A 19920-nucleotide genomic window follows, 5' to 3' on the forward strand; every position below is an offset into this window, starting at 1 on the left:
AAATGTTCAGAATGATGATGAACAGTAAACTACACAGAGCAACTGTCACGGAGGCAAACCTCAATTACGTAGGAAGCATTACAATTGACAGTGACTTATTGGACGCGGCGGGAATGCTACCAAATGAAAAAGTCCACATCGTCAACAACAACAATGGTGCCCGATTTGAAACATACATCATCGCTGGAGAGCGGGGCACTGGCGAAATCTGCGTGAACGGAGCCGCAGCAAGATTAGTCCAACCGGGTGATATCGTCATCATCATTTCCTATGTGTATGTTTCAAATGAAGAAGCGAAAACTCACCAACCAACAGTCCTTCTAATGGACGAGAAAAACAGCATCAAAGAAGTAATCACCGAAGCCCCTGGAGTAATTGCATAAGTTGAAAGGAAGAAAGCTGGTGAAATGGCATAGCCAACTCATCAGCTTTTTAGATTGGCGACCTGATTTATAATAGTGATTTCTGTTGATTGGAGCGTAAGGCGGCGAAGTGCAAAGATGTGCTCTCAACGCTTCGCTTTTGTTCGCAAAAGCCGTTCTTCGTAACGGCTTTTCCTGTGGGAACAGCACGAGCTGAAGACCCTGGACTGAGCGAAGCGAGGGAAGCGGCTGAAGCCGTGCCCGCGGAAAGCGTCCGCCTGAAGCGCAAATCAACTGCCTAATTTTTAGTGTATAAAACTTTATCACTGAACAAACACCTAAATAAGCAATCACACCACGGAATATGATACAATCTGCTGTAGTATTCGATACAGGAAGTTGATGATTGAATGGATAACCGTACATACGCAGTTGTCGATTTAGAAACGACCGGACACTCACCTTCAAAAGGCGACAGGATCATTCAAATCGCAATTGTCTTCATAGAGAACGGCATCATCTCTCGAAAATATGCCCGTTTTGTCAACCCGGAACGTGAAATCCCTTTATTTATCCAACAATTGACTTCAATTACGGATAATGAAGTCATTTCAGCTCCTACATTTGAACAAATCGCACAAGAAGTTTCCGATTCTCTTCAAGGAACTGTCTTTGTCGCGCATAATACCGACTTTGACTTATCATTTTTACAAAGTGAATTCAAACGTTGCAAAGCTCCAACATGGTCCGGGAACAAAATTGACACAGTCGAATTATCTAAAATCCTATTCCCTTCCTCCTCAAGTTACAGATTACAGGATTTAGCGGAAGAATTAGATATCCCGCTTCCAACAGCGCATCGAGCAGATGATGATGCTGAAGCAACAGCGCACTTATTATTGGCAGCTCTATCCAAACTTCAAACATTGCCGGAAGAGACATTGAACCTTCTACACAGACGATCGTTTTCTCTACGTTCAGATATCTCATCGTTATTTTATGAAGCTTTGAAATCAGTCCGGCAGGCAAGTAATTCTATAAAATTACCGATGTTCAGAGGGATTCCTTATAGAGACGTGAAAAAACCGATTAACTCTATCGCTGTTCGGACGATGTTTCCTAATACGGAAGATGAAAAAGTGCAGTTATTAAAGGAAGGTTATCCTTCCTTTGAATATAGAAAATCCCAGTTATCATTCATGGACACTGTTTGGGACGCCCTTCACACAAACAATGAAGTGATTACCGAGGTCCCGACAGGAATCGGAAAGACCGTGGCCTATTTGCTGCCCGCGGTGATCCGATCGCTTCAAACTGGAAAACCGGTCGTCATAAGTACGTTTACAAATCACCTCGTTGATAAAATCCTCGAAGATGAAGTGAAGCGTATCCGTAAGATTTTATCGGTTGATTGTACCGCTACGGTTTTGAAAGGAAAAGAACAATATATTTCACTTGGTAAATTTGAAGAACTCCTTCGAATAACAGACGAATCGTATGATGAGACATTCACAATCATGCAGGTGCTTGTTTGGTTAACGGAGACAGTCACTGGAGATGTGAACGAATTGAATGTTTCCGGAGGCGGACAATTGTTTATCGACCGTATCCGTAAACGTTCGTCCACGATGTTGGAGGATGAAAAATCGGCGGACTATCATCTAAAAATGATTGAAGCCTGTGGCAATTCCAATTTGGTTATTACAAATCATGCGATGTTGTTATCCGATGTGAATCGTGAGCAGAAAATCTTCCATTCTTTATCAGGTTTAATAATCGATGAGGCCCATCAATTCATTCATACGGCTATTCGCACAAATGAAATTGTGCTTTCTTACATGAACTGGAAATATGTCATCGGTCAGATTGGGTCTGACGCAGAGGGGCAATTGCTGCATAAAATAATGAAACTACACAATCGTTTTAGTAATTATGGGCATCAAATATTTAATAAGTTAGCCACGACGTATGAGAATTTCACACATGTATTTGATGATTGTGCTTATAAGTTATCAAACCATCGAACGAAAGTACGTGGTGGACAACATGGAAATCGTGTGATCTTTTCACTGGATGAAGTAAGGAATGACCCGATTTTTGCAAAAGTGGCTGAAAAAATGACGAATTATTTAGAGGTCATCGAAACGATACGGTTACAATTAGTAATGCACACTTCTAAAATGTCAAACCGTGAAGTTGCTCTCCTCTCAGAATGGGAATATTGGCTAAGAGAATTGAAAATCAAAGCTGGCGAATGGGTAGAAATATTTTTAGATGATCATAATGAAAATTTCACCGTTTGGATTGAAAAAGATAAACGGAGCCTACCCGGTAGTCTGACTATTATAAAAAGCCCTATAGATGCATCCATATTGATAAAAGAATTTACGACACGGATGGAGAAAGAAAACATTGGTATCATATGGACATCAGGAACAATGACGATTAGTAATAACGAACGATTTGTAGTAAAACAGCTTGGAATAGCAGACGATGTTCCTATCAAGACATTTGCTGCTCCTCAGCATTTTTATGATAAAGCTGCAATATTCATTGTTGATGATATGCCGTCCATTCAACATGTTTCGCAGAACGATTATATCGAAGCAGTGGCAGACGCAGTCGTTCAAACGGTGATTGCTACCGGGGGCAGATTATTCGTTTTATTCACTTCTCAGGATATGCTCCGAAAAACGTATGAACTGATTTTAGACAGTGAATTATTAAGTGATTACGCATTAATTGCACAGGGGGTTAGTTCGGGCAGTCGGTTAAAACTGTTGAAATCGTTCCGTCAATTCGACAAATCGGTTTTGTTCGGCACAAATAGTTTTTGGGAAGGGGTAGACGTTCCTGGTGAAGCGCTATCCGCCGTCATCATTGTCCGATTACCGTTTACATCTCCTGACGAAATGATATTCAAGGCACGTGCTGCTAAGCTCAATATGAATGGTGGAAATCCATTCACCGAACTTGCGTTGCCCGAGGCGATATTGCGATTCCGACAAGGGTTTGGCAGGTTGATCCGCTCATCGGAAGATAGAGGGTTTTTCATCATTTTAGATAGAAGAATTGAAACGAAGTCTTATGGGAAAAGCTTTTTGAATGCTTTGCCTTCGGTTCCCATTATGAACGTGTCGCTTGAACATATGGTGAATAAGCTCGAAGATTGTTATAATGAATAGGAAACCAAAAGAAAGCGGGATGGGAAAGTTTTGGAATTTGTTTTTTTGTATATAGGAAATGATGCTCTATGATGAACTGGATCAAATTCATCGTTGCTTTCCTTCTTGTCTTATCACTTTTCATCACCGTAATCGTTTTATATAATGCGAATATACCTTTTTCTTCCGTACAAAACAATGCGGAAGCAATCGCCTTAAAGAATGGCGCTCTCCAAACGGTTGATCGTACGGAGGTTTACAATGGCACCATTTCTATGGTAACCGTTTACGGAAAAGATGCCGATGGCAATGAAAAGGCGGTATTCGTTGAAGAAAAAACGGAAAAGGTTTTAGATGAAGTAGTTTTGGAAGAAGGAATCGATGCACAAACAGCACTTGAAACAGTCAAATCCGAACTTCAAATGGACAAAACTCTGCATGTAGTATTAGGCCTCGAAGAGGGTCACCCTGTATGGGAAGTTGCATTTAAAAGTGAAAACGGCAAACTGAATTATGTGTATGTATTTTTTGAGAATGGCGAATGGTGGAAACGCATCCTAAACCTATAACCTATCCATTCACTGATAAAGATAATAGGGGGACGATTCATTTGACAAAGAAATTAGCCGATAGGGTAAGTGCATTATCTCCTTCATCAACACTGGCCATCACTGCTAAAGCCAAAGAGATGAAAGAATCAGGAATTGATGTAATTGGCCTCGGAGCAGGTGAACCTGATTACAACACTCCAGCCAACATACTCGAAGCGGCCTATCTCTCCATGAAAGAAGGAAAAACAAAATACACTCCTTCTGGCGGTTTACCAGCATTAAAAGATGCTGTCATAGAAAAATTGAATAAAGACCAACAATTGAATTTTACACGCCAAGAGATTATGATTGGCATCGGAGCAAAACATGTACTATATACATTATTCCAAGTAATTTTGGATCCGGACGATGAAGTAATTATTCCAACTCCTTATTGGGTGAGCTACCCGGAACAGGTAAAGTTGGCAGGCGGTATTCCAGTGTTTGTCGAAAGCACGCAAGAATCTCAATTTAAGGTCACTGCACAACAGATAAGTGCAGCAGTTTCTTCAAGAACAAAAGCAGTCATCATCAATTCCCCAGGTAATCCGACTGGAATGATTTATTCCCCTGAAGAACTTCGTCAGATTGCAGAGGTTTGTAAAGAAAAAGACATTTGGATCATTTCGGATGAAATCTATGAAAAACTTATCTATGGCAGCGAAAAACATGTATCGATTGCACAGATTTCGGATGACGCTAAAGAAAGGACTTTCATTATCAACGGAGTATCCAAATCGCATTCTATGACAGGTTGGAGAATCGGATATGTTGCTGGCAATAAGGATGTTGTTGGTGCGATGACCAATTTAGCGAGTCACTCAACATCCAATCCGACAACAACTTCACAATATGCGACGATAGAGGCATATAACGGACCTCAAGATGCTGTTGAAGTAATGCGAAAGGATTTTGAATCACGACTCGAGCGCATCTATCCACTGCTTCAGGCAATCCCGGGCTTCAAGGTCATCAAACCACAAGGAGCGTTCTATTTGTTGCCGGAAGTTTCCGAAACAGCTGCAAAAACAGGGTTTTCCTCAGTTGATGAATTTGCTTCAGCGTTATTGACCGAGGCAAAAGTTGCAGTCATCCCAGGTTCGGGCTTTGGCTCACCTAATACCATTCGATTATCCTATGCAACATCAATTGACTTACTTGAAGAAGCAGTAAAACGAATCCATTCATATGTAGAAACGAATTGGAAAGAATAATAGCAGATATTTACGGAGGTACTTATGAAAACAATTATGATTCACGAAATGCCCGATCATGTGGGAGAAACAGTCCGCATCGGAGCATGGTTGGCAAACAAACGTTCAAGCGGTAAAATTGCATTCCTTCAACTTCGTGACGGCTCAGGCTTCGTTCAAGGCGTTGTCGTAAAAGAAGCAGTAGGGGAAGAGGTTTTTGCAAAAGCAAAATCCATTCACCAGGAGTCTTCACTATATGTCACTGCTGAAGTTACAGAAGATGAGCGCTCATCATTCGGCGTTGAACTGCAAGTGAAAGATATTGAAATCATCCATGAAGCAGTGGATTATCCAATCACTCCGAAGGAGCACGGAACTGAGTTTCTAATGGATAACCGTCATTTATGGCTACGTTCCCGTAAACAGCATGCCGTCATGAAAGTTCGTGATGAAATTATCCGCTCAACGTATGAGTTTTTCCATATGAACGGTTTTGTGAAAATTGATCCACCTATCTTAACGGGCTCTTCACCTGAAGGAACGACGGAACTATTCCATACTAAATACTTCGATGAAGACGCTTATTTATCACAATCCGGCCAGCTTTATATGGAAGCTGCTGCAATGGCGCTTGGAAAAGTCTTTTCGTTCGGACCAACATTCCGTGCAGAAAAATCGAAAACACGCCGACATCTAATCGAATTTTGGATGATTGAACCAGAAATGGCATTTGTCCAACATGAGGAAAGCTTGGAAATTCAAGAGCAGTATGTATCGCATATCGTTCAATCAGTTGTACAAAACTGTCAATTGGAACTTGAACGACTTGGCAGAGATGTATCAAAACTTGAAAAAATCCAGGCTCCATTCCCACGAATCACATATGATGATGCGATTGAATTCCTTCATGAGAAGGGCTTTGACGATATTCAATGGGGCGATGATTTCGGTGCGCCACATGAAACCGCGATTGCCGAAAGCTACGATATGCCGGTATTCATTACCCATTATCCAAAAGATATTAAATCATTCTATATGCAGCCGCACCCGGATCGTGACGATGTCGTACTATGTGCTGATTTGATCGCACCGGAAGGCTATGGTGAAATCATTGGCGGTTCTGAACGTATTTATGATTACGAACTGATGAAACAACGTATTCAAGATCATAATTTGGATGAATCTGCATACGCGTGGTATTTGGACCTTTGTAAATATGGTGCAGTCCCACACTCCGGATTTGGTCTTGGATTGGAGCGAACAGTCGCTTGGATTTCAGGTGTGGAGCATGTTAGGGAGACAATTCCATTCCCACGTCTATTGAATCGTTTGTACCCTTAATTAGAAAGATATATATAGTGAGGTGTTCGGAATGCAAGACGAAGAACGGCTCCGAATTTGGATTGAGCAGGGAAATGTCACCATTTCCCAGCTTTTTTTTCAGTATTATAAAGCATTGGATATAAAAGATTTAGATGCAATGTTAATCATGCAAATGCTTGCTTTTCAATCAGAAGGAACCCAGTTTCCTACCCCATTGGAACTGGCTGGACGTATGCATTTAAATGTGAATCAAGTATCCGAAATCATGCAAAGGCTCATGCAAAGAGGATTAATAGAAATTAAGCAAGATCAAGATTCCAATGGGGTTCTTTACGAACAAATATCTATGCAATCCTTATGGGTTAAACTTGTTAATGTTGCCCTTGACAAAAAGAAGACAAACCAAGAAGAAAAAACTCCCCCGAATGATGAAGGGGAGATCTTTACGTTATTTGAACAAGAGTTTGGTAGGCTGCTCTCCCCGATGGAATGCGAAACAATCACGATGTGGCTGGATGATGATGGACATTCCGTGCAAATTATTAGGCAAGCGTTGAAGGAAGCAGTTCTTGCTCAAAAATTAAGTTTACGGTACATTGATCGAATTCTTTTCGAGTGGAAGAAAAAGAATATAAAAACATTATCGGACGTTGAAAAACAATCTAAAACATTCAGGACTGCAATAATACGTCCAACAAACAGACAGGATACAAGCGTTAAAAAGGTTCCATTTTATAATTGGTTGGAAGAACGGGAATAGGTGATGGGACATGTTGACTAAGAAAGAATGGGAAGTCTGCCTTGAAGAGATTGGCAAAATGTTCCCAGATGCACATTGTGAATTGGTGCATGAAAATCCTTTTGAACTTCTTATTGCAACTTTACTTTCTGCACAATGCACTGATGTTCTTGTTAACCGGGTAACAGCTGATCTATTTCGTAAGTATAAAAAACCGGAAGACTATTTGGCTGTTGAAATTGAAGAGTTGCAAAATGATATTCGGTCAATCGGATTGTATCGAAATAAGGCAAAAAACATTCAAGCATTAAGTGCTATTCTTATCGATCAATTCGGTGGGGAAGTACCAGCAGATCGTGATTTGTTGACGACTTTCCCAGGAGTTGGTCGGAAAACTGCTAACGTTGTTGTTTCCAATGCATTCGGAATTCCAGCTATGGCTGTTGACACACATGTAGAGCGTGTGGCAAAACGACTTGGAATGAACCGGTGGAAGGATACACCGTTAATGGTCGAAGAAAAAATCATGCGTTGGACACCAAGGGAAAGATGGACTGATACACATCATCAGATCATCTTCTTTGGAAGATATCATTGTAAAGCGCAAAATCCGGCATGCCCGGAATGTCCACTTTTACCGTTATGTCGGGAAGGAAAGAAACGGATGAAAAACCTTGCCTAACTCCAAAACAAGAGATTACGAAGTTTTAAATTCCTATTGGGAAAAATGGCTTCGGTTAAGTGATGAAATCAGAACGGCATTGAAGCAGAAAGATCCGAAGGTAGTGGTCTTGATGGAATCGGCTCTTCAAAACTATACGGAGATGCTGAGTTCTTTCATATTAATTAAGCCTGCAACAGTTGACGATGCAACGGAAGCCATCGAACCATTGAACGGACATGAACGATTACAGTTCATCCGTGAAAAGATGAATCGAGAATTTGCTTTTATTCAACTAAAAGCCTTATATTCTGAAGCGCAGAAAAAAGCGGTCAGCCTATTGGTAAGAAGCATGATAAAAAGCCGGTAAAGGATTTCCATCCTCTACCGGCTTTATTATTTATTGGCCCCCATCATCCGTTCCATCGCCCGGTTCGCCATCATCCCCCGAACCGGAATCATCTCCATTGTTACCTGGGTCAGTCCAGCCTTCATCCGAGTTGTTTTCTGAACCGTTGTTGCCGTTATTTCCATTATTGCCTTTGTTACCATTATTACCTTTATTGTTATTATCTTTGTTGTTTCCGTTATTTTCTTCGCCTTGGTCATTGCCTTGGTCTCCGTCTTCATTGTCAAAGTCAGGTTCTTTTTGCCCTTCAATCAGAAGCGAAGTGGAGGTAGGACTACTCTCTATATCGCCCGCGATTGCCTTGACATAAAAGACATAAGTTCGTCCCATCTCAACATTGGAGAATGTTACAGTTTGATCGGTAGTTGTTGGCATTTTTTGTGCTTCGCCACCGTCCACCGCGACAGAAACTTCAAATTGTACAGGTCCAAGAAGTAATTCTGTATCTGGGCCATTATGTGTCCAATTAAGTGTTACTGTATTTGTCTCATTGTCGTATACCGCTGATAATCCAGCAGGCGCATCTAACTCAGTCAAGTATTCTTTATCCATTTCCGTCGGAACAGTTCCGCGAACAAATAGTTCAGTACTTTTTAATGCATCTGGCGTTGATCTGCTTGCCAGGATAATAGGATTTGAACCTTTAACAATTGTCGCTTCTTCCACGGAGCTTGGTTGTTTGAAATGTGGAGTCTTTTTGCCCGCGACAAGATCTGTCATTACTGTTCTAAATAGGATTTGAGGTACATAGCGTCCACGATCGAAAGTTGTAATTGGCGTCGTGTAATTTTTGTAACCACCCCAGACGGAAATTGTATATTCTGTTGTATAGCCGGTGAACCAACTATCGGGAACATCAGAGTTTTTCAAGCCGAGTTTCTGTTTCGTTTCGGCGTCATAGTTTGTTGTTCCGGTCTTTCCTGCCATATCTAAACCGGATACTTTTGCTGTTTTCCCTGTTCCTAAAGTGACAACATCCCTCAAAATATCAGTCACCATATATGCTGTAGAATCTTTCATGACATTTACCGGGTCAGGGGAAAGATTTCTTTCTGTTTTGCCATCCCTTAAGATTACCTTCTTAACCGCATGAGGCTTCGTGTAGATGCCTCCATTTCCGAATGCGGAATAGGCGCCCGCCATCTCAATCGTAGAAAACTCATACTTCCCACCACCGATAGCATTTGAAGAATCCAACTTTTCGTAATTAAGCCCCAATTTATTAGCGAATTGACCAGCTCTCTTTGTCCCGACCTCTTCAAAGACTTTGATGGCAGGGATGTTTCTCGATTTGTATAAAGCTTCCCTTGCTGTTATAGGACCTAAATATTTTCCGTCAACATTGCGAATTGATACATTTGTGCCTTTATATTTGTATGGTTCATCGTTGACGATATGGGCAGTAGACCAGTTTTCATTCTCAATGATTGGGCCATAAGAAAGTACCGGTTTGATAATCGAGCCCGGTTGCCTACGATTATCTCCAGAAGCGAAGTTCAGATTTCGACCGGAAAAGTTACGGCCGCCTCCGATTGCAACGATTTCACCTGTTTTTGTATTCAACACTGTCATTCCTGCTTGCATTTCATCTGATTCGTAAATATTTGAATTGATCGCTCTTTCGACTGCTTGTTGCGCTTTAGGATCAAGCGCAGTTTGGATTGTTACACCTTCAGATAGAAGATCCATCATGTTAGCGGCTTCAAGTTCATCCAATACGATATCAACATAAGCAAGATATTGTGAATTAGAATCATCACGTTGATCTTCTGGAAGAAGTGTCTGAGTAACTGGAATGGCTTTTGCTTCTTCCATTTGTTCTTTTGTTATTTTTTCATGTTTGTACATTAGTGATAGAACTGTGTTTCGACGTTTTTCAGCTCGTTCAGGATTTTTGAACGGGTTATATCCATTTGGAGATTGTGGTAAGCCTGCCAACATTGCCATTTCATGAAGTTCGAGTTCATCTAACTTCTTACCATAAAAATATTCTGCAGCTGTACCGATACCATGAATCCTTCCGGACATGAGAATTTTATTGAAGTACATTTCAAAAATATCTTCTTTTTCATATTCTCTTTCCAATTTGAAGGCGAGCCAAGCTTCTTGGGCTTTCCGCTTTAAGGTTTTCTCATCGGTTAGGAAAGAGTTTTTGATGACCTGTTGCGTTAATGTGGAAGCACCTTGCGAACCAAATCCGCTTTTAAAGTTCGCTAAAACTGCTCCACCAAGTCTCCAAAAGTCCATGCCATGATGTTTGTAGAAGCGTACGTCTTCTGTAGCAAGAATTGCATCTTCCAATTCTTTCGGTATTTCACTATATGGTACAAATTCTCGCTTTTCAGCACCTAATTTCATAAAAACATTGCCATTACGATCCGCGATATTACTTGTAATCGGATCTTTCAAGAGGCTCTCATCCAAATCCGGGGCACTGCTTGCGTAAAAAGCGAAGAGCCCAAGCCCTCCGACAAATCCCACAAGTCCGACGGCGATGATGGCTAAAATAATTTTCTTGATGATATTGCCATTATGTTTAGGTTTTTTACTTTTTCCACGTTTCCGTTCAGCTTCCAAATTCTTACGGCGAGCTGCACGGGAATTTATAGAATCACTCATATTTATTCCTGCCTTTCAAATCAATTCAATTCAAATTACGGTTTAATGCATTCAAAGCACCCAAATAGTCGAGCCTTGGATGAAAACCAGCGTTTATTTCTATAGACATCTCTTCAATTTCAGTGAGAGTTATAGATTTTCTTCCGCCTGCTATCATTCTTTCCCACATTTTTTCGAAGTACTCATATGGGACGATAAAATAACGATCTAAAACTGTAAATTTCACCAATAAAAATGCTATGCCTTGTTGCTCTGAAACTTTCCTCATATGTTCAACTTGGTGTTCATGAATGTTTTGCAGTGGAAAAGATGTACGGTTTTTAGTTTCCTTTGCTTCAAAGTCAATGTATTTACCATTCCACACTCCATTATAATCCGTTGTCGACGGAGACCTGAAGTATGCTTCGGTTATGACAGCGGCACTGCGGGCAGGATATCTCACATTTACGACCTGAATAGGGACAGGTTTTTTATGGATAACCGCTATGTTATTGGCCAAGTAATATTCATTCGTGTCATTCAATTCATCTTCAAGCGTTTTCCCACGATTGCTGAATGATGGATTGGTGTTTTTACTTCCGGTTGTCGCCTGTTGAACAGGAACATATCTCTTCCCATTCGGATATCGTATCGTCATACATACCACCTCGTTTCACTATCATACCATAATGATTGGACGGATTATCCTTATAAAAGTTCCGTGTTAACATGAATTCCCAAGGAATATACGTTCGTGGAACTTGGTGTCCTTGTGAAATTTTGATAGACTAAAGTAAAGAATCCGGAAAGGAAGAGATCACTTGAATCTTATAGAGAGAACGGAACGGCTCCTTTCGGTATGTGAGGAATGTTTACCAAGACTATTAGCGATGCGGGAAACAGAGCGGGAGCCCGATTTTTTTACTGAAGTTAAGCCATATGCAGATGAAAACCATAAATTATTAGATGAATGGACGGAGGAAATGAAGGAATATATACGCACTGAAAAACCGAGATATGTCCATATCCAACAAATTGATTCATTGAACGATTCAATGAAACAATTTATCGTACAATCCTTTTATGCAAAAACCGGAAAAAAACGATTCGTGTTATCCATTAATTCAGCCACTTACACGCTTAAAACGGTGTTGGAGGCATTGCAGTCCGAGAGGGGCGACAGTGAATGAAGCAGGGGAGTGTCCGGGAGGTTGTAGATCACCTCTTATCCAATCCTGAATTATCGCCAAACATTAGCCACTATCAAAAGATTCCTGGAAAATCTGCTACATATGCACCTTTTCCATCACGTCTTCATCCATCGATTGTAAAGGCTCTAACAGAGAAGGGAATCGAAAAACTTTACAGCCACCAACGTGAAGCGTTCGATCTTGCTAACTCAGGTAACTCGATAACTGCTGTCACACCGACCGCCTCTGGTAAATCTTTATGCTATCATCTACCGGTTCTTCAAAGTATTTTGGAGGATGATTCATCACGCGCTCTTTATTTATTTCCGACGAAAGCGTTGGCGCAGGATCAGTTGGCGGATTTACACGGACTGATTGAGGCAAGTGGAGAGACAATCCTGAGTTATACGTATGATGGAGATACAGCACCTGGGTTAAGGACAAAAGTCCGAAAGTCCGGCCATATCGTTTTGACGAATCCGGACATGCTACACTCGGGGATTTTACCACATCACACGAAATGGGTTTCACTTTTCGAAAACCTGAAGTATATCATCATTGATGAACTGCATACGTATAAAGGGGTATTCGGAAGCCATGTCGCGCATGTGTTAAGAAGGTTGAAACGGATATGTAATTATTACGGCTGCAATCCTACTTTCATATGTACTTCCGCAACAATTGCCAATCCGAAAGAGTTGGCTGAAACATTGACGGGTACAGAAATGGAACTTATCTCGAATAACGGTGCTCCCGCTGGGGTGAAGCATTTTGTTTTCTATAACCCTCCAGTCGTTCATAAAACATTCGGGATTAGAAGAAGTGCCATTCTTGAAGTACGGGATATCGCTTCCTTCCTTTATCGTGAAGGCATTCAAACAATCATCTTTGCAAAAAGTAGGGTACGTGTTGAGATGCTCGTAACCTATATGAAAGAATTAACAAAGAAAAAGCTATTCGACGAAACAATTATGGGATACAGAGGCGGTTATTTGCCTTCGGAACGCAGGAAAATCGAAAAACGATTACGCGAAGGTGATATCAGAACAGTTGTCAGTACAAATGCGCTTGAATTAGGCATCGATATTGGACAACTTCAAGCATGCATCATGACTGGCTACCCCGGAAATATCGCAAGCGCCTTTCAGCAAGCGGGAAGAGCAGGGAGGAGGCAAGATGATGCGTTGATCATTTATGTCGCTCAATCTATGGCACTCGACCAATACATTATCCAACATCCAGACTACTTATTGGGACAAACTCCTGAAGAAGCTCGGATTCACCCGGATAATATGCTTATTTTGATGGATCATTTGAAATGTGCGTCCTTTGAACTGCCATTTACTATGACAGAAACCTATGGCGAATTCGAAGTGCAGGAACTGCTTGCGTTTTTAGAAAGTGAAGGTGTCCTTGTCAGAACTTCAGACAAATGGCATTGGATGACAGATAGATTTCCCGCAAGCGAAATCAGTTTACGTTCCGCTTCACAGGAAAATGTCGTCATTATCGATAAAACGATTCCAAAAGGGACGGTCGTAATAGGGGAGATGGATCGCTATAGCGCGATGACCCTATTGCATGAAGAAGCGATTTATATCCATCAAGGGAAGCAGTACCAGGTGGAGATGTTGGATTGGGAAGAGAAGAAGGCATATGTAACGGAAGTGGATGTCGATTACTATACGGACGCGAACCTGGCGGTGGAGTTGAAAGTCATCAGCGAGGATGAAAGAGAGCAATTAGGAGAAGCGACAACAGCTTTCGGCGATATTGCAGTATTGGCCATCCCGACGATATTCAAAAAAATCCGTTTCGATACACATGATAATATCGGATCTGGCCCTATCACTCTACCAGCAGAAGAATTGCATACCTCCTCAACCTGGTATACATTCGACACACCTGAAGGCTGGAAGGAATCCGACTTGACTGATGCACTGACAGGGGCTGCATATGCGATTCAATCGTTCATTCCGCTATTTGTCCGCTGCGATCGAACAGATATCCATGTAGTGCCGCAAGTAAAGGCGATCCATACGGGCAAACCAACAATCTTCATTTATGATAGTTACCCGGGAGGAATCGGGTTAAGCGAGAAGCTTTATGGTAGGTGGAAAGAGCTGATCGACAGAACAGCAAAACATGTCGCAGGCTGCGTCTGTGAATATGGCTGTCCGATTTGTATTGGAGCCCAGGAAGAAGGCGTGAAAACAGCTAAACGGCAAGTTAGTACGTTGTTAAAGAAATTGGTGCAATAAATGTATGGGGTTAAAAGGGGGAATTGGGATGTCCTATGAAGCCAAATTGATGCAGATGAAGAAGCTTCTGAAAAAGAAACCTGCCTCATCGAATGAAATGTCGGAGGAACCTAAACGAAAAAGACCACCTTCTCCACCCTATGAAGAAAAATGGCTCGCGGCTGGCCTTACAAAAGAGGCAAACGAATATGGAATTGTTTACAAACGTGTAGTTACATACGGACCGGAACATTTTCATGGAAATTATAAACTATCTGGATTATTGGGTACTGTAGAAAGTTGGCGAGAGGCGAATGAAATTCATCCACTCGCTCCAGATTTGTCCCGCCCCCTTGTTTTCTTCGATACAGAAACTACCGGACTAAAGGGAGCGGGAACACTAATTTTCCTGATGGGCTTTATCGAATACACCGAAACAAAATTCACGTTAACCCAATATGTATTACCCGGACCTGATCACGAGGCTGCTTTCCTTTATGCATCGAACTTCTGGAAAACCCCTATGTCGGTTGTCATGTATAATGGGAAGAGCTTTGACATGCCTCAAGTTGAGACAAGATGGACGTTGAATCGGGATATCCTGCCACCTTTATTGAAACATACAGAAATCGATCTGCTGCATGGCTCGAAACGGATCTGGAAAAACGAAATGGATACATTCAAACTAACTGCTGTCGAAGAAGAACAGTTAGGTTTTTTCCGCGAAGGAGACATCCCGGGATACATGGCCCCAATCATTTATCAAGACGCAGTAAAAAACGGACGTGCAGAAATGCTGATGAAAGTTCTTATGCATAATGAATGGGATATCCTCTCACTTGTTACATTATATATTCGATCGACAGATCTCCTTCTTAAAGAACAACAATCGTTTTCGGCTAACGCTCAAACAAATATCGGAAAATGGTATCGAGATTTAAAATCTTTTGACCGTAGCAAAAAGATTCTTGGCGATGTCATTGCCGAATTCGGGGTTGAGGAACCGATGGCGCATTTCCATATTGGCTTCATCCTTAAAAAAGAGAATCGGCATACCGAGGCGATTAACTCGTTTAAAATTGCCGCCGACGGTATTGATGGAAGAGAAAGAATTATAGCTTTTGAGGAATTGGCGAAGCTGTATGAGCATAAGGTAAAAGAGCCTGAAATGGCATTACGTTATACAAGGAAGGCGATTGAAACACTGAACAATAATTCCGACTTGCCAGAACGTTTCAAAATACGTATGGGAAATGATTTCGGTTACAGGGAAATAAGATTGCGAAAGAAGCTATTTCCCGGGTAAGCGCATCAAACGACAAAAACCGTCGTCCAACGCCGAAAATAAAAGACAAGATTGTACAAAATATGCTATACTTGCGGTACGTAAACATAGATGGAAGGACGTTATTTAATGGAAATAAAACTCGACTCCAAAACAATTCTTGAAAAAGAGTTCAAAACGGGTCTCCGCGGATACAATCAGGAAGATGTTGATTTATTCCTTGATACAGTCATTCAGGATTATGAAGCATTCAAAAAAACAATTTCCGAATTGCGAATGGAAAATGAAAGATTGAAAGATGAACTCGCTTCACAAGCTAAACGACCAGCCGCTACGAATACCAATACAACTAACTTTGACTTGTTAAAGCGGATTTCGAATTTAGAAAAGCATGTTTTTGGTAGTAAACTATACGACTACGAGTGAACATATTGCAAAGAAATGCAATAAATAAATCAATTGATATTTAATGAAAAAAGCTGTATACTGTTGAGACCATAGTGTGAATTCAGGTAATCGCTGCAACGTATGTTGTAGAGGAAAGTCCATGCTCGCACGGTTCTGAGATGACCGTAGTGTTCGTGCTCGGCGAAAAAATAAGCCGTGGCTTTGTGCATAGCACATTGACGGCGGGGATAAATCCTAAGTTCGTCTAACGAATATGGATGAGGTCCCCTGAAAAGTGCCACAGTGACGTAGCTTACCCGGAAACGGATAAGGTGGAACGCGGTAAACCCCACGAGCGAGAAACCCAAATTATGGTAGGGGCACTCTTCTGAAGGAAATGAACGGATGAAGGGACAGACATTAGTCTGTAGATAGATGATTACCACCCTAAGTACGAGGCGCAAGCCGTTTGAGTACACGGGAACAAAACATGGCTTATCGAATTTACAATGGTTTAATAGTGCAATCAATGCTCTCCGTACGCATGGAGAGCATTTCTTCATTAACAGGGAAATTATTTGATAAAACTTACACAGACTATATAAGTATATAGCAACTGTCTTACATACGTTATGAATTGGAGTTGACATGATTGGCTAATTATAAATTGGTAGCTACGTCTGCGATGGGCCTTGAGTCAATTGTTGCAGACGAAGTGAAGGAACTTGGTTTCCAAACACAAACAGAAAACGGGAAAATCTACTTTGAAGGCGACGAGACAGCAATCGCAAAAACAAATATGTGGCTTCGTGTCGCTGACCGCGTACGCGTCATCGTTGGCGAATTCCACGCAACCACATTCGACGACCTATTCGAACAAACAAAAGCACTTCCATGGGAACAATACCTACCTGTCGACGCAAACTTTCCGGTAGCCGGCAAATCAGTCAAATCCACACTCTACAGTGTCCCTGACTGCCAGGCAATTGTTAAAAAAGCGATTGTCGAACGGTTAAAAACAGCCTATCGCAGAATCGGATTTTTGGACGAATCGGGTCCATTATTCAAACTTGAAGTATCAATTTTAAAAGATAAGGTCACTTTAACAATTGATTCGAGTGGAGCTGGCTTGCATAAGCGCGGTTACCGTCTCGGACAAGGCGATGCTCCTCTGAAAGAAACACTGGCAGCTGCCCTCGTCAAATTGACTCGTTGGAATCCTGATCGACCATTTGTTGACCCATTCTGTGGATCGGGCACAATTCCGATTGAAGCGGCGATGATTGGCCAGAATATTGCACCGGGCTATAATCGTGAATTCAGCAGCGAACATTGGCCTTGGATGAATTCTACAATTTGGGATCAGATTCGGGAAGAAGCTGAAGACCTTGCAAAATACGATCAGCCACTGGATATTAAAGGATTTGATGTCGATGCAAGAATGGTGAAAGTTGCCCAGCAAAATGCTGTCGAAGCAGGTTTTATGGATTTGATCCAATTCGAACAACGAGACATCAAAGATTTATCGGTTGAAGGTTTGAACGGGGTTCTTGTCGGAAATCCTCCTTATGGAGAACGGTTGGGGGAAATTGAAGAAGCAGAGGAACTTACAAAGATCATGGGCCATATTATGGATAAGTATCCTTCATGGTCCGTTTACATGCTATCCTCCTTGGAAAACTTCGAAACGATGTACGGTAAAAAAGCGACGAAGAAACGAAAATTATTCAATGGATTTATCCGGACGGACTTCTATCAATTTTGGGGTCAGCGGAAATAGGATTTAGTTAACGGAAGAGGACGCCCTCTTCCGTTTCCATGTGTAAAGAAAGGGGAAGCGCAGATGAAAAGAAAAATGCCATTTTCATTGTCAAAAGAGAAATCATTCTACGAATCCTTGAATGACTGGATTGGTGATACATTATATGACGATCTGACTGAAAAAGGGTTTGAATGCAGGGATGAACAGATCTATATGGCATTCCAAATTGAAAAAGCGCTGAAAGAGAAGAAAATTCTCCTTGCTGAAGCGGGAGTCGGAACCGGGAAAACGATTGCGTATTTATTGCCAGCCATTGCTTATGCGAGATATACAGGAAAGCCGGCTCTTATTTCTTGTGCAGACGAAACATTGATCGATCAGCTTGTTAAAGAAGAGGGCGATATCAAGAAAATCAGCGATGCTCTTCAAATCGATATCGATGTCCGTCTTGCGAAGGCGAGAGACCAATATCTATGCCTGAAAAGGTTGGAAGATGCAGTCGATGCAACATCTGAAGAGTATGCAGAAAACGTTCAAAGCAGTTTACCAGACTTTGTTCGTGGCAACCTTTCCATGCAATCCATTTCTCCGTATGGCGAAAGGTCCGATTACCCTGACATAAATGATGATCAATGGAAAACAATCAATTTCCATCCGATTCAACAATGTGCAGCTTGCGATGTGAGAAACAGATGTGGTCAAACAATCCATCGTAATCATTATCGAGATGCAGCTGATGTGATCATTTGTTCGCATGACTTCTATATGGAGCATATTTGGACGAAGGAATCAAGAAAGCGTCAAGGACAGCTCCCTTTGCTTCCAGATGTATCCATGATCGTTTTCGATGAAGGACATCTTCTTGAATATTCAGCTCAACGGGCACTCACATATGAAGTTCAAAACAATACATTGTTAAACTTGTTGGAACGTATAAGTGTTGATGGCATTCGGGAAGAGACACTTGTGTTAATGGAGCGATTGATCGATGTGCATGAAGAGTTTTTCCGACAACTTAGGTTGAATTCAAAAGGAAACGCCGAAGAGCGGAAAGCGATTAAAAAAACCTCAGACCTTCTCTCCATTGGAAAAGAAGCTATCGCGATTTCAACAGCTTTATTGGAGGAATTCGTTTTTGAAGGTGAACTTTATATTATTCCAGAATATGATCTAACAATGGTTGAGGAATACTTGGAACAATATATCTTCTCAATGGATTTATTCACTTCAGAAAGCGACGCTGTGGATTGGGCTGAAGAAGCCGAGGGCGAATTAACGCTCATCATTATGCCAAGACTTGTAACGGATATTTTAAAGGAAAAACTATTTTCCTCTAAGCTTCCAATTGTATTTTCGTCCGCGACTCTATCAGTCGGGCAAGATTTTACGTATTTACTGGATAGCCTTGGAATCGATGATTTTCTGTCTTTATCAGTTGAATCGCCTTTTGATTATGAAGAAGTGATGGACGTCATTGTTGCCGATCTTGAAGAAGGGGAAAAGGCTGATTATGTCCTCGATTTATTGAAAGAGAAGGAACAAACGCTTATTCTGTTTAAATCCGAACAATCGATGAAGGAATTCAAAGAGAAGATTGGAGATGGACAGAAAGAAATAGCATTTGAAGGGGAAAGGGAATTGTCTTCAATGATTCGGGACTTCCAGAGCAAGGATATATCGGTTCTTTGTTCGTATCATCTATGGGAAGGGTTGGATGTGCCGAATGATGCGTTAACGCGAGTCATCATTTACGATTTGCCATTTCCACCTCAAGATCCGTTATTTGATGCGCGAAGAAAGCATGCGGAACATCCATTCAAAGAGGTAGATCTTCCGTTTATGTTGCTGAGACTGCGCCAAGGTGCAGGTCGACTTATCCGAACGAGCGATGACTACGGAAGTATCCATATCCCACTTGAAGGGCAAGACAAGGAAATGAAGGACGTCATCTCAGGTATTTTTCCTGTTAAAATTCAAACAACAATTAAGAAATAAAACCCGCTGTCTCTACTGTTTA

At 41.4% G+C, this 19920-nt stretch carries 16 protein-coding genes and 1 other RNA gene; 15 read left to right on the forward strand and 2 right to left on the reverse strand.

What is annotated here, in order from left to right:
* Nucleotides 1-2: 2 nt before the first annotated feature.
* From panD to NSQ43_RS10705, 8 genes are all read left to right on the forward strand, one after another.
* Nucleotides 3-383 carry an aspartate 1-decarboxylase gene (gene panD / locus NSQ43_RS10670; protein ID WP_339250031.1) on the forward strand — a complete coding sequence of 127 codons (381 nt, stop codon included), beginning with the start codon at nt 3-5 and terminating at the stop codon, nt 381-383.
* 389 nt (nt 384-772) lie between these two features.
* Nucleotides 773-3547: an ATP-dependent DNA helicase DinG gene (gene dinG / locus NSQ43_RS10675; RefSeq protein WP_339250033.1), complete on the forward strand. Its 2775-nt coding sequence runs from the start codon at nt 773-775 to the stop codon at nt 3545-3547.
* Between the two features lie 68 nt (nt 3548-3615).
* Nucleotides 3616-4095, forward strand: a complete 480-nt coding sequence (locus NSQ43_RS10680) for a DUF5590 domain-containing protein (RefSeq protein ID WP_339250035.1) — start codon at nt 3616-3618, stop codon at nt 4093-4095.
* A 41-nt stretch (nt 4096-4136) separates the two neighbouring features.
* On the forward strand, nt 4137-5330 hold the full coding sequence (locus NSQ43_RS10685) for a pyridoxal phosphate-dependent aminotransferase (RefSeq protein ID WP_339250037.1): 1194 nt from the start codon (nt 4137-4139) through the stop codon (nt 5328-5330).
* A 24-nt stretch (nt 5331-5354) separates the two neighbouring features.
* On the forward strand, nt 5355-6650 hold the full coding sequence (asnS, locus tag NSQ43_RS10690; protein ID WP_339250038.1) for an asparagine--tRNA ligase: 1296 nt from the start codon (nt 5355-5357) through the stop codon (nt 6648-6650).
* A 31-nt stretch (nt 6651-6681) separates the two neighbouring features.
* Nucleotides 6682-7392, forward strand: coding sequence for a DnaD domain-containing protein (locus NSQ43_RS10695; protein WP_339250039.1), 711 nt, complete (start codon nt 6682-6684; stop codon nt 7390-7392).
* A 10-nt stretch (nt 7393-7402) separates the two neighbouring features.
* On the forward strand, nt 7403-8053 hold the full coding sequence (nth, locus tag NSQ43_RS10700; protein ID WP_339250040.1) for an endonuclease III: 651 nt from the start codon (nt 7403-7405) through the stop codon (nt 8051-8053).
* Nucleotides 8046-8402 (forward strand): YpoC family protein, encoded by a 357-nt coding sequence (locus NSQ43_RS10705; protein ID WP_339250042.1) that lies wholly within the window; start codon nt 8046-8048, stop codon nt 8400-8402. Before nth ends, NSQ43_RS10705 begins: the two co-directional genes overlap by 8 nt.
* A gap of 30 nt (nt 8403-8432) precedes the next feature.
* Here the strand turns inward: NSQ43_RS10705 and NSQ43_RS10710 are convergent, their stop codons facing one another.
* Nucleotides 8433-11060 (reverse strand): PBP1A family penicillin-binding protein, encoded by a 2628-nt coding sequence (locus tag NSQ43_RS10710; protein ID WP_339250044.1) that lies wholly within the window; start codon nt 11058-11060, stop codon nt 8433-8435.
* 25 nt (nt 11061-11085) lie between these two features.
* The gene (gene recU, locus NSQ43_RS10715; protein WP_339250046.1) at nt 11086-11697 is read right to left on the reverse strand and encodes a Holliday junction resolvase RecU; all 612 of its coding nucleotides are present in this window, start codon (nt 11695-11697) and stop codon (nt 11086-11088) included.
* Nucleotides 11698-11860: 163 nt separating this feature from the next.
* Here recU and NSQ43_RS10720 point away from each other — a divergent pair, with 163 nt between their 5' ends.
* The 7 genes from NSQ43_RS10720 to NSQ43_RS10750 all read left to right on the forward strand — a co-directional run bounded on the left by NSQ43_RS10720 (nt 11861) and on the right by NSQ43_RS10750 (nt 19898).
* A complete protein-coding gene (locus NSQ43_RS10720; protein ID WP_339250047.1) occupies nt 11861-12229 on the forward strand; it encodes a YppE family protein in 369 nt (122 codons plus the stop codon).
* Entirely contained in the window at nt 12226-14490 is a 2265-nt protein-coding gene (locus NSQ43_RS10725) for a DEAD/DEAH box helicase (RefSeq protein WP_339250048.1), read from the forward strand. Before NSQ43_RS10720 ends, NSQ43_RS10725 begins: the two co-directional genes overlap by 4 nt.
* A gap of 28 nt (nt 14491-14518) precedes the next feature.
* A complete protein-coding gene (locus NSQ43_RS10730; RefSeq protein ID WP_339250050.1) occupies nt 14519-15775 on the forward strand; it encodes a ribonuclease H-like domain-containing protein in 1257 nt (418 codons plus the stop codon).
* A gap of 108 nt (nt 15776-15883) precedes the next feature.
* Nucleotides 15884-16180, forward strand: coding sequence for a cell division regulator GpsB (gene gpsB, locus NSQ43_RS10735; RefSeq protein WP_339250052.1), 297 nt, complete (start codon nt 15884-15886; stop codon nt 16178-16180).
* A 78-nt stretch (nt 16181-16258) separates the two neighbouring features.
* Nucleotides 16259-16644: RNase P RNA component class B (gene rnpB, locus NSQ43_RS10740), an RNA gene on the forward strand.
* Nucleotides 16645-16793: 149 nt separating this feature from the next.
* Nucleotides 16794-17921, forward strand: coding sequence for a class I SAM-dependent RNA methyltransferase (locus NSQ43_RS10745; protein ID WP_339250054.1), 1128 nt, complete (start codon nt 16794-16796; stop codon nt 17919-17921).
* Between the two features lie 63 nt (nt 17922-17984).
* Nucleotides 17985-19898, forward strand: coding sequence for an ATP-dependent DNA helicase (locus tag NSQ43_RS10750; protein ID WP_339250056.1), 1914 nt, complete (start codon nt 17985-17987; stop codon nt 19896-19898).
* Nucleotides 19899-19920: the final 22 nt, after the last annotated feature.

The organism is Sporosarcina sp. FSL W8-0480 (assembly GCF_037963765.1).
In the GTDB taxonomy this organism is placed as follows: domain Bacteria; phylum Bacillota; class Bacilli; order Bacillales_A; family Planococcaceae; genus Sporosarcina.